13 protein-coding genes are annotated in these 11,498 nt (G+C 44.8%); 11 read left to right on the top strand and 2 right to left on the bottom strand.

Features of this window, described 5'->3' with window-relative positions:
• The first annotated feature begins 195 nt into the window (after nt 1-195).
• A complete protein-coding gene (locus IGI82_RS03740; protein WP_375806089.1) occupies nt 196-1,038 on the top strand; it encodes a Cof-type HAD-IIB family hydrolase in 843 nt (280 codons plus the stop codon).
• 117 nt (nt 1,039-1,155) lie between these two features.
• Nucleotides 1,156-1,320 (top strand): hypothetical protein, encoded by a 165-nt coding sequence (locus IGI82_RS03745; RefSeq protein ID WP_016610470.1) that lies wholly within the window; start codon nt 1,156-1,158, stop codon nt 1,318-1,320.
• A 157-nt stretch (nt 1,321-1,477) separates the two neighbouring features.
• On the opposite strand, the gene IGI82_RS03750 is transcribed toward IGI82_RS03745, so the two are convergent.
• Nucleotides 1,478-2,116, bottom strand: coding sequence for a CPBP family glutamic-type intramembrane protease (locus IGI82_RS03750; protein ID WP_375806090.1), 639 nt, complete (start codon nt 2,114-2,116; stop codon nt 1,478-1,480).
• Between the two features lie 513 nt (nt 2,117-2,629).
• Here IGI82_RS03750 and hisG point away from each other — a divergent pair.
• The 8 genes from hisG (at nt 2,630) to hisIE (ending at nt 9,942) form a co-directional block, all read left to right on the top strand.
• Entirely contained in the window at nt 2,630-4,189 is a 1,560-nt protein-coding gene (gene hisG / locus IGI82_RS03755; RefSeq protein WP_010747551.1) for an ATP phosphoribosyltransferase, read from the top strand.
• Nucleotides 4,186-5,466 carry a histidinol dehydrogenase gene (gene hisD / locus IGI82_RS03760; RefSeq protein WP_438841780.1) on the top strand — a complete coding sequence of 427 codons (1,281 nt, stop codon included), beginning with the start codon at nt 4,186-4,188 and terminating at the stop codon, nt 5,464-5,466. The genes hisG and hisD overlap by 4 nt, the downstream gene beginning before the upstream one ends.
• Nucleotides 5,463-6,521: a histidinol-phosphate transaminase gene (gene hisC / locus IGI82_RS03765; RefSeq protein ID WP_060792981.1), complete on the top strand. Its 1,059-nt coding sequence runs from the start codon at nt 5,463-5,465 to the stop codon at nt 6,519-6,521. The genes hisD and hisC overlap by 4 nt, the downstream gene beginning before the upstream one ends.
• Nucleotides 6,518-7,111 carry an imidazoleglycerol-phosphate dehydratase HisB gene (gene hisB / locus IGI82_RS03770; protein ID WP_005225202.1) on the top strand — a complete coding sequence of 198 codons (594 nt, stop codon included), beginning with the start codon at nt 6,518-6,520 and terminating at the stop codon, nt 7,109-7,111. The genes hisC and hisB overlap by 4 nt, the downstream gene beginning before the upstream one ends.
• A 65-nt stretch (nt 7,112-7,176) precedes the next feature.
• Nucleotides 7,177-7,800, top strand: a complete 624-nt coding sequence (gene hisH / locus IGI82_RS03775; protein ID WP_060792980.1) for an imidazole glycerol phosphate synthase subunit HisH — start codon at nt 7,177-7,179, stop codon at nt 7,798-7,800.
• Nucleotides 7,797-8,516, top strand: a complete 720-nt coding sequence (hisA, locus tag IGI82_RS03780) for a 1-(5-phosphoribosyl)-5-[(5-phosphoribosylamino)methylideneamino]imidazole-4-carboxamide isomerase (RefSeq protein ID WP_375806092.1) — start codon at nt 7,797-7,799, stop codon at nt 8,514-8,516. Before hisH ends, hisA begins: the two co-directional genes overlap by 4 nt.
• A complete protein-coding gene (gene hisF, locus IGI82_RS03785; RefSeq protein ID WP_005225205.1) occupies nt 8,513-9,271 on the top strand; it encodes an imidazole glycerol phosphate synthase subunit HisF in 759 nt (252 codons plus the stop codon). The genes hisA and hisF overlap by 4 nt, the downstream gene beginning before the upstream one ends.
• 38 nt (nt 9,272-9,309) lie before the next feature.
• Nucleotides 9,310-9,942 (top strand): bifunctional phosphoribosyl-AMP cyclohydrolase/phosphoribosyl-ATP diphosphatase HisIE, encoded by a 633-nt coding sequence (hisIE, locus tag IGI82_RS03790; RefSeq protein WP_010747556.1) that lies wholly within the window; start codon nt 9,310-9,312, stop codon nt 9,940-9,942.
• 132 nt (nt 9,943-10,074) lie between these two features.
• Here the strand turns inward: hisIE and IGI82_RS03795 are convergent, their stop codons facing one another.
• Nucleotides 10,075-10,524, bottom strand: a complete 450-nt coding sequence (locus tag IGI82_RS03795) for a DUF305 domain-containing protein (protein ID WP_005225207.1) — start codon at nt 10,522-10,524, stop codon at nt 10,075-10,077.
• Between the two features lie 259 nt (nt 10,525-10,783).
• Here IGI82_RS03795 and IGI82_RS03800 point away from each other — a divergent pair, with 259 nt between their 5' ends.
• On the top strand, nt 10,784-11,257 hold the full coding sequence (locus IGI82_RS03800) for a DUF1456 family protein (RefSeq protein ID WP_375806094.1): 474 nt from the start codon (nt 10,784-10,786) through the stop codon (nt 11,255-11,257).
• Nucleotides 11,258-11,498 lie beyond the last annotated feature (241 nt).

The raw sequence follows: 11,498 nt of genomic DNA on the forward strand, positions 1-11,498 counted from the left end.
CATTTGACGATCATCAAAGATAAAGGGCATCGAGAAAAAAGGAGAGCGTGTTTATGTATGAGTCAGTAAAATAGTCTAGCGAGGTTATCTTGTGATTTGTTATACTAATAGCAAGCGGCTGATGGTGACATCTTGGATTCAGCAAATATGTTCATGTGAGCGCTTTATTTATTGGGTTAGGAAAGAGGGAATGAAATGACGAAGAAAATTGTCTTTTTAGATGTAGATGGAACATTGTGCGATGATGCGGGAAACGTACCGGAAAGTGCTCGCCAAGCGATCACAGCGGCACATAAGAAGGGGCATGAATTTTTCTTGTGTACGGGTCGTTCAAAAGCCGAAATCACAGAAGATGTACTGGCACTGCCTTTAAGTGGAATGATTGGTGCCGGCGGCGGTTATTGCGAGGTGCACGATGAGGTGATTTTTCACAAAGTTTTTGAAAAGGAAGCCTTATTAAGACTGATCGATTTCTTAAAAGCAAACCAAATCGAGTATTACTTGGAATCGAATCAAGGATTATTTGCAAGTACCAATTTACGAAATCGGTTGATTGAGATCGTCTTAGCAGGTGAGCCTGTTGAAAGTGAAGCAGGAAAACAACGTGTTCAAACTATTCAGTGGTTCCTTGATTTATTGATCGAGGACGAAGCGAAAATCGATTACGATGACGTGAACAAAGTTTCCTTCATCAATCATTCCATTCCTTATGAACAGGTTCATGACCAATACCACGAACAATTCCAAATGATTCGCAGTACGGTACCTGTTTTTGGCAAGGACAGTGGCGAGATCGGCATCAAGAATATCCACAAGAAAACAGCCATCGATTTTCTCTTGAATCATCTAGGGATCGATAACAAAGATACCTTGGCGTTTGGTGACGGCCATAATGATGTCGAAATGTTTGAAGCCGTTGCGACAGGAATTGCGATGGGCAATGCCTGTGAACAGCTATTGGCAGTAGCTGACGAGGTGACGGCTCGACCAGAAGACGGCGGGATTGCGCAAGCACTCCAAAAGCACGGTCTGGTGTAACCACTAAGAAGCAGATGTCTGCACAATCCTTTTGCTTTCTAGAGAGATTGATCAGGAGTTGAGAGACGTTGTTAAAGTGACCTGTAAAACTAACGATTGACATGGAGGCTGAGTTAAATGAAGGAAACGACTTTTCTTTGTTATCTTGAACAAGCATTGAAAAACCTGAAGGCGACAGAAGCCCTGCGTTTTAATATCGAAGGCGAAGTCAAGCGGCTGATGAAGGTGTACAGTGAAGCAGAAATTTGTGAGAAAGTAAAAGAGGATCCCTTTAAAAAGTAAGAACATTTTCTTATGAAACACAGCGAATAGAACAAACACCCAACCTCGTGAAAGGCACAAAAGCGATCAATGCTTCCTTTCAGGGAGGAATACTCAGGTAACTAGTTGTTGTATCAAAAAAGACTGATTTCAATTGAATCAGTCTTTTTCGTTTTTCTCAAGCAGTCAGATAAGCCACTAAAATAGCAAACAGGTCGAACAAGACATGTGTGCCCCAACTAGTCAGGATCGAGTTGCTCTTGATGGCAGCTTGGTTAAATAGCAAGCGCGCCACCCCTTGAATGAAAAGAATATGGACCAAGGTATGGAAAACATTGCCGTTGTCATAAGTGCTGTAATGAACCAAGCCAAAGATGATCGCGGAAAGGATGCTGGCAACTGGCAAGGTACATTTACTAGAAAAAATCGCTAAAAAGAAGATGGAAAAGAGTTCTTCTCCAAGTAACATGATTGGAATAACTAGCAGAGTCAACCACTGAAAGCCTTCGTTCACAGGGTTTCCGTGAAGATCCCACTTTAGTCCGTATTGCAAAACGAGAGAAACGAGAAAGCTGATCAGGATGTTTAAAAGAAAATACTTGCTGATCGTCTTCACTGGCGCGATGGGTTTTCCAAAGAGCTGCTTGACTTCTTCTTTACCGTAAACTAGCCGTAATGCCCAATAGCTGGCAATCGACAATGAGAAGATGCTGACGATGGCAGGGGCATACAAAAGACCGACCAAACCGATACCTGCGAGGACTGTTCCTAGCAAAGCGTGGTTCCATGAGATTTGTTTTCCTATAAGTTTGTTCATTTACTTTTCTCTCCTTATTAAGCTATAGAGCATGTACTATTTAGCTGTTTTCTCTGATTCTTCTGCAGTTTGCTTTTTGTGGCGCAATATAAGCGATAAGTACAACAATGAACGTTTTGGGTGATTTTCATATCATCGCTTCATCTGCGCCAATTCTTTGTACGGTACAAAAGATAGAGTAATCGATAACGAGTTTCTGAAACAAGATGGTCGTATATTTCGGACTTTTTTATGGTTGAGCAACTAAGTGATGGCGGATGCACAAGTACTAAGTTACTTCATTAAGAAAGGAAAACTGACTTCCAGATTCGATGGAATAATCGTCAACAAAGAAACGACATCGCTATGTTCTCTTGAAATCGACTAAAAATTCCAGAATATTTCGAAAAATACCATTGCTTATTTATGGCAAAACCATTAGTATTATTAGAAAAACTGATGGTGAATCGATGATAAAGCGAGCCTTTAACAGTGAGAAAGCCGAATCAGTGGCATGAAATAGGAGTGATATGTGTGGAAGAGTTATGGAATGTATTAAAACCAGCCGAACAAGTCGAACTGAAATTAAGAAAATTGTATACGCAGCATCATTTTTCACCTTATCACTCGAACAATTTTGAAGAGTATCGCAACTATCAGCAAAATGATCAGTTCTTGCGTGGTTCTTCCATCATCACGTTTACAGGCACGGATGGCAGGACGATGGCGCTAAAACCCGATGTCACCTTGTCGATTGCCAAAAATACACCTTCTGGAGAAGCGCGCAGAGTGTATTATGTGGAGGATGTCTATCGACAGGATCGTCAAGCAGGGGAATACCAAAAGATCGATCAAATCGGTTTGGAGCTCATTGACCAAATCACATGGGAAGATCAACTGGAGGTTGTAAAACTGGCTTGGGAAAGTTTGGCTCAGGTGGGAAAAGGGACCTTGGATCTGTCTCATATGGGGATTTTGGATGGCATCTGCCAACGCTTCCCCGAAGCGGATCGACAAAAGGTACTGCACTGCCTGCGGGACAAGAGTTCCCATGGTATGGATGCACTGACTGAAAAAGCTGGCTTGTCAGCAACAGAAGCTGAAAAATTGGCGAAACTGGTACGTTTGTCAGGTGATTTTGAAACCAAGTATCAAAAGGCCAAAGAGCTGCTGGCAGAGTATCCCCAAGCACAAGCTGGTTTAGCAGAACTAAAACAACTGTATCAAGCATTGCAAAAAGAACAACTGTCAGCTTCCATTCGGATAAGGCTGGATTTTTCAATTTTAAATGATGCCGATTATTACAGTGGCTTGCTGTTTCAAGGATTCATCGAAGAAGCAAGAGAGACGATTTTATATGGCGGCCGTTATGATCGCTTGATGAGTCGGCAAGGCAAAGAGCAAGGGGCGATCGGGTTTGGTATGAAGCTCAACCATGTAGGGCAAAAGGTGCCGACTGACAACGAAAGTTCAGGCTATTTGAACATTGCGCTACCTAAAGGCCGCATGGGGGATGCCGTCTACGATTTATTCACGAAAGCTGGAGTCGCTGCGCAAGGCGTCTTCAAAGACAATCGCCAACTAATTTTTTGTGATGAAGAAAACAAGCTGCGCTTTTTCTTAGTCAAGCCTAGCGATGTGGCGATCTATGTGGAGCACGGAGTGGCGGATATCGGTGTCGTAGGCAAAGATATTTTAATGGAAAGCAAGGCAGAAGTCATCGAATTTCTTGATTTGCATATGGGGGTCTGCCGTTTGGCAGTAGCGGCGCGTACGGATTTCGAGGAAGATTTCTCCCGCCCGCTGCGGGTCTCCACAAAATATCCGCAGATCACCCGCCAGTTTTATCAAGGGTTAGGTCGCTCGGTGGAATTGATCCAACTGCATGGATCGATTGAATTGGCTCCTTTGTTAGGTCTCTCCGATGTGATCGTTGACATCGTCGAAACGGGGACGACACTAAAAGAAAATGATTTAGAAGTGATCCAAGACATCGCGCCGTCTTCAGCGCGTTTAGTGATCAACCACGCCACGTGGCGTTTCAAGCAAGAACGCATTCAAACAGTGATTGAGAAGGTGAGGGAGCAATTATGAGAATTTTTTCGACCCAAAAAGATACGATCGAAACGATTGTGGCAAGGAAACAGTCGGAAACGAAGGATGTTTCAACCATTGTCGCCCAAATCATTGCCCGTGTTCAGCAGCAAGGAGATCAGGCGTTGTTTCAATTAATTGAAGAAATCGATCAAGTGACCTTGTCTTCCTTAACCGTCAGTCTTGAGGAGGTTGAAACGGCTGTCCAAGCCGTCTCCCCTGAGCTGCTTGAGGTGATGGAACAGGCGAAGGAAAACATTTTGGCATTTCATCAAAAGCAAGTCCAGCAAGGCTTTGTCTTGACGAAGGAAAATGGCGTTGTGATGGGACAGCGGGTCTTGCCACTAGCAAAAGTCGGGGTCTACGTTCCTGGCGGAACAGCAGCTTATCCTAGTACGGTTTTGATGGATGTCCTGCCCGCAAAAATCGCCGGGGTCAAAAAAATCGTTATGATCACACCGACGGACAGCCAAGGAAAAGTTCCAGCTGCTATCTTAGCGGCAGCTTCCGTTGCTGGAGTGGATGAAATCTACAAAGTCGGTGGTGCCCATGGCGTAGCGGCATTGGCTTATGGGACAGAAACGATTCCCAAAGTCGACAAAATCGTCGGACCAGGAAATATTTATGTCGCCACAGCGAAAAAAATGGTGTACGGCGAAGTTGATATCGATATGATCGCAGGGCCCAGCGATGTGCTGATCATCGCCGATGCCAGCGCAAATCCGCGCTGGCTGGCAGCGGATCTTTTGGCACAAGCCGAGCATGATCCCTTAGCGCAAGCCATCTTAGTCACAACAGAAGCAGCCTTGATTGAACAAGTCCAAGCCGAGCTTGACTTGCAACTGAAGCAACTGCCCCGCAAAGACATTGCTGCTGCAGCGCTTGAATCTAGCGGAAAGCTGATTCTGGTCAATGATTTGACTGAAGCACTTACCATTGCCAATCAAATCGCCCCAGAACACCTTGAATTAGCAGTGGCAGATCCTTTTGCTTTGTTGGGACAAGTAGAAAATGCGGGTAGTGTTTTTTTAGGACATCATACACCAGAAGTGCTGGGAGATTATTTTGCTGGACCAAATCATACCCTACCAACAGAAGGGACCGCCCGTTTTTACTCGCCGTTATCAGTGGATGATTTTATTAAGAAAAGCAGCTACTTGTATTACCCAGAAGCAGCCATGAAGGCGGCTGGTCCAGCCGTAGCGTTGTTCGCAGAAACCGAAGACTTGATCGGCCATGCCCGTTCGATCAATGTACGAAGAGAGGGAGAAAAATGACCTTTTTACATCAAAAGTATCACAAGCTGACTCCTTATACACCAGGGGAACAAGTAGACGAGCAAGCCGTTATTAAACTGAACACCAATGAAAGTCCTTATCCGCCAGCGCCAAGTGTTCAAGCGGCGGTTGCCGATGCCGCCCACAAGCTGAATCGTTACTCGGATATTGCTGCTGAAGTGGTGACAACCCCTCTGGCTGCCTATCTTGGCGTTAAACCAGCCCAGCTGTTTCTCGGTAATGGCAGTGACGAAGTCTTGTCCTATCTCTTTCAAGGCTTCACGGAAAACGGCATCGCCTTTCCCGATGTGACCTATGGGTTTTATCAAGTGTATGGTGCCTTGTACCAAGTCGCTGCCACCGTTGTTCCGCTGCAAGAAGATTTCTCGATTGCGTTAACGGACTACGATTCGCTCAAAGGGACCGTTATTTTTGCCAATCCCAATGCGCCGACTGGGGTTTATCAAGAACAAAGCGAAATTTGTGCCTTTCTAAAACGGCATCCCGATCGCTTAGTGATTGTCGATGAGGCCTATATCGATTTTGGCGGCTCTTCAATGGTTTCTTTGATCGATCAATACCCAAATCTCTTGGTCGTGGGGACGTTTTCGAAATCTCGGCAGCTGGCAGGGGCACGCCTAGGCTTTGCGGTTGCCAATGAAGGACTGATCCAAGACTTGAATCGGTTGAAATTTAGCTTGAATCCTTACAATGTCAATAGTTTGACCCAAGCCGCTGGTGCAGCCGTTTTGCAAGAACAAGCGTATGTCGATGAGAAGATCCAAGCAACGATCCACGTGCGTGAGTGGAGCAAGCAAGCCCTAGCGAAACTCGGCTTTGAGCAGACCGACAGCCAAGGAAATTTTTTGTTTGCAAGGCACCCTGCGATTGCTGGTGAAGAGTTGTATCAGGCACTGAAAGAGCAGAAAATCTTCGTCCGCTGGTTTAATCAGCCCCGCATCAAAGAGTATTTACGGATCACGGTAGGAACGAGGGCCCAGATGGAACGATTGATGACGGTGTTAACAACGATCATAGAAGAGGTGAAGGAATGAGAAAAGCAGAAGTTACCCGCAATACGACTGAAACCAAGATCCACCTGCAGTTGACGATCGATGGTACTGGTCAGCAATCAATCAAGACTGGTGTGGGGTTTTTAGACCACATGCTGGAATTATTTGTCCGCCACGGTCGCTTTGATTTGACGTTGGTCTGTGATGGTGATACAGAAGTAGATGCCCATCACACAACAGAAGACGTAGCCATCGCCATTGGCCGAGCGTTTTCAGAAAGTCTTGGGGAGCGACGAGGCATCAAACGCTATGGCAGTATGCTGCTGCCGATGGACGAAGCCTTAGTCATGACAGCGATCGATATTAGCGGTCGTGGCATGGCAGTCGTAGAGTTGGCGATACCGAGCGAAAAAATCGGGCAGCAGTTTGATACAGAATTGGTTGAAGAATTTTTCATTGCTTTTGCCCGTGAATTAGGTGCTACGATCCATCTCCATCAAATCGCTGGGAAAAACAGCCACCACATTGTGGAAGCTTGTTTTAAAGGCTTTGGGCGTGCCTTAGGTGAAGCAGTAGCGATCAATCAAGCAGCCCCAGATGAGATCCCTTCAACCAAAGGGACGATCCAGTGATTCATGAGGGAAAAATGATTACGTATCTTCCACACAGATGGATGAGATAAGGAAAGGGGCGTATTATGTTAGCAATCATCGACTATGGGGTCGGCAATTTGTTCAGCTTGTCTCGTTCGCTGGATTATTTGGGTGTTGACTGCCAAATCACGCGTTCACTAGCAGAATTAAAAGCTGCCGACCGCATTCTTTTACCTGGCGTAGGCGCTTTTGGCGATGCCCGCCAAAAGTTGGCAGAGTTGTCGCTGATCGAACCGATCCAAGAATTGGCAGCAGCTGGCAAACCCTTTTTAGGCATTTGTTTAGGGATGCAGCTGTTGTTTGATAGTAGTGAGGAGTTTGGCACACATGCGGGGCTCGGTTTGATTCCAGGACGGATCGTTTCCATGCAAAGCGCCTTTGAAGAAGCCAAACTGAATCTGAAAGTGCCGCAGATTGGTTGGAATCGGCTGACTGTCAGAAAGGAAAGTCCTCTAGTCAGCGGGCTAGGGGAACAAGACTTTGTCTACTATGTCCACAGTTATTTTGCTACTGATTGCCAAGAGTATGTCATAGCAGACAGTGACTATGGTCTAGCAATTCCCGGTATCGTGCAAAAAGACAATGTCTTCGGTACTCAGTTCCACCCAGAAAAAAGTGGGGCTGTCGGGTTGAAGATTTTAAAAGCATTTACGGAGGTGCCGCTATGAAAATTTTTCCAACAATTGATCTGTTAGATCAAAAAGTGGTCCGTTTGTACCAAGGAGACTATGAGCAAAAAGAAGTGTTTGGGGATGATCCAGTGGCATTTGCTCGTTCATTTGAAGAAGAAGGTGCCAACTATCTGCACCTCGTCGACTTAGATGGTGCCAAAGCTGGCAAACTCCATTACTTTGATGTCGCAAAAAAAATCGTCCAGCAAACCAATCTGTTTGTCGAAGTTGGCGGCGGGATTCGTGAGGAAGAAACGATCCAGCATTGTTTGGCAGCAGGCGTTCATCGGGTGATCCTCGGCACGATTGCCCAGAAAGACCCAGCATTCACAAAAGCGATGCTTAAGAAATACGGCAATAAGATCGCGATTGGGGTCGATGCCAAGGAAGAAAAAGTGGCCGTGGAAGGCTGGCTCGAGAAAACGGCAACAGACGCGTTTACTTTTTGCCAACAATTGGTGGAATGGGGCGCGCAAACGATCATCTTTACCGAAATCTCACGTGACGGTACAGGAGAAGGCATCAATCTGCCGCTATACGAAAAACTCAATCAATTGGATTGCGACATCGTGGCTTCTGGCGGCGTGGCTTCATTGGCAGATATTAAAGGATTAAAACAGTTGGGCATCTCTGGCGTGATCGTTGGGAAATCCTTATATAACGGCAGTCTCCAATTGGCGGATGTCTTAGCAGCAGGGGAGGCAGAAGCATGATCGCCAAACGAATCATTCCTTGCCTTGATGTGCGAGATGGGCGAGTCGTGAAAGGGGTCAATTTTGCTGGCTTAAAAGATGTCAATGATCCAGTGACTTTGGCGCGCTTTTACAATGAACAAGGCGCCGATGAGCTGGTTTTTTATGACATTACTGCTTCTGCAGAAGAACGCGGCTTATTCACGGACATTTTGCAGCGCGTGGCGTCAGAAGTGTTTATTCCTTTGACGGTGGGCGGTGGCATCAATCAAGTAGCAGATTTTGAACGAGTCTTAAACTGTGGCGCCGACAAAGTCAGCGTCAATTCGGGGGCACTTCGCAGACCAGAGTTGATTGCAGAAGGCGCGAAACGCTATGGCAGCCAGTGCGTTGTTTTATCCGTTGATGTTCGCCGTGTCGGTGAGAACTGGCATGTGTTTGCCAAAGGCGGACGGGAAGATACAGGCTTAGAAGCATTGGCGTGGATTCGCCAAGCTGAGCAGTTAGGTGCTGGTGAACTAGTCATCAACAGCATGGATACCGATGGCGTGAAGCAGGGGTTTGATTTAGACTTGCTGAAAGCTGTCAGCGAAATCACCAAATTACCGATCGTCGCATCGGGTGGTGCTGGCAAAAGTGCCGATTTTATCGAGCTGTTTCAATTGCCAAATATTGAAGCAGGGTTGGCGGCCTCGATTTTTCACTATGGCGAGGTAAAAATCCCAGAACTGAAAAAACAATTACAGGCCGTCGATATTCCCGTACGAATCGTATAGCGTTGGCGTTTTGATAGGCAATAGAAGGAGTGGATAACATGGTGCAAGTACGATTTGATGAACAAGGATTGGTTCCAGTGATCGTGCAGGATGTGGAAACGAATGAAGTTTTGACCTTGGCTTATATGAACCAAGAAAGTTTGACCTTGACCTTGAAAGACCGATTGATGACCTTTTATTCCCGCAGTCGCCAAGAATTGTGGCGCAAAGGAGAAACCAGCGGCAATTACCAGCATTTAGTATCATTGACCGCAGATTGCGATCAAGATGCTTTAGTCGCCAAAGTAAAAAAAGACGGACCTGCTTGCCATACAGGCACAGAAAGCTGCTTTACAGAGGTGCTTTATGGTACAGAATCCTCTCCGACCATCGATGCGTTGTATGAGCTGATAAAAGGTCGTAAAGATACGCCGCAAGAAGGCAGCTATACCAGCTACTTGTTTGAAAAAGGCAGTGAGAAAATCTTAAAAAAAATCGGCGAGGAAGCAACCGAGGTCGTGATTGGGGCGATGAAGGAAGACCGCCAAGAAACCGTTTATGAGATTGCTGATTTGGCGTATCATACATTGGTTTTAATGGCAGAAATGGGGATTGATTTAGCGGCTATTCGCCAAGAGCTTGCCAAGCGTCATGTTGTGGATAAGAAAGTCAAACAAGAACGGATGCAATAACGGTCAGGGGTTTTCAGTAGAAAGAAAGCAACTGACGATAAAAAAAGAAGCCCTTCAGCCATTGTTTGAAGGGCTTCGCAACCGTGGCGATAAAGTTGATCTGCTGGTACTTTGAGTGAGCACACAAACTGGCTATTTGTTTTCCAACTCTTCGATCAATTCTTTCATTTCTTTGATTTCTTTTTCCTGTGCGTCAATGATTTTTTCTGCAAGTTCTTTTACTCTTGGATCAGACAAATCGGCATTTTTACTGGTTAGAATCGCAATCGAATGATGGGGAATCATGGCTTTCATCCAGGCTGTATCTCCCACGGCGGTTTGGCTTCTGACCATAAACAGTGAACCAAAAAAGAGTACAACACTGACAACTAAAATTCCGATATTCATTTTCTTGTTGTCATACATCTTCCACATAAATAACAGCATGATGATCGCCATCATCGCGCCCATCATTAGTGCCATAAATAGGCGGGTTTGGCTGAAAAAGATATGATCGAGGGCGTAGACATTGAAATACATCATACAAAACATAATCACCGTCGATACCCCAATCATTACCAAAAATTTCCCGTATTTCTTCATTTCTTTCCTCTCCTTTTTGTGTACAAAATAAAAACAATAAAGCAATCCAAAACATCATCGGAACAGATGCTTTTTTTCGTTTATTGTTTTGTTAGAATAAATTTACTCCCTAAATCAAGTATAGCGGAGGAAGTAGAATGAGAGAAGCGATATACATTTGAACGAAAACAAATGGGTTCTTAGAGTAAAAAAGCGAAAACGGGATTACTCGTCTAGGTTTATTTGTTATAATCAACCTAAGAAATGGATGGTGTATAGAATGAATCACAATGATCGCTTGACGCGTTTACGCTATGCTTTGGATATCAAGGATACCGACATGGTGAAAATTTTTGAACTTGGCGGCGCTTCTTTCACAAAAGAAGAAGTAAGACAATTATTGAAGAAAAAAGATCCTGAGACCTACGAGATTGAGTGTACCAATGAAGCCTTTGAGCGTTTCTTAAATGGTTTGATTCGCTCGCAACGAGGAACAAAGCCAGATGCTGCAGAACCTGTCCTAGAGTTGAACAATGGCAATGTAAATAATTTGATGCTGAAGAAAATAAAAATCGCCCTTTCCCTAACAACAGATGACATGCTGGACATTTTCGAGCAAGCGGGAGTTAAAGTTTCAAAAGGTGAATTAGGCGCCATTTTACGAAAAGAAGGCCATCGCAATTACAAACCATGTTTAGACAAATATGCCCGCAACTTTTTAAAAGGATTGACGATCGAGTATCGGGATAACTAGTAAAAAATCAATAATAGGCTGAACTTACAATGGGCCGCCCAAAGAGATGCATGTTATGTGTCTCTTTTTTTGTGTGTAAATTAAAAAAAACAATTTAAATCAGTGATTATAACGCTAACTGAGGCCAAGCTTGGAGCATGAAGGAGCAGGTGAAGTGAGCGATCTGTTTGCTTGAATAACCTGTTTGTTAAAACCTGACAAGTTTGGTCATTTCTGATACAAATGTTGACGTGTTCAGAAT

The sequence above is a fragment of the Enterococcus sp. AZ067 genome (genome assembly GCF_051715005.1).
GTDB lineage: Bacteria > Bacillota > Bacilli > Lactobacillales > Enterococcaceae > Enterococcus_D > Enterococcus_D casseliflavus.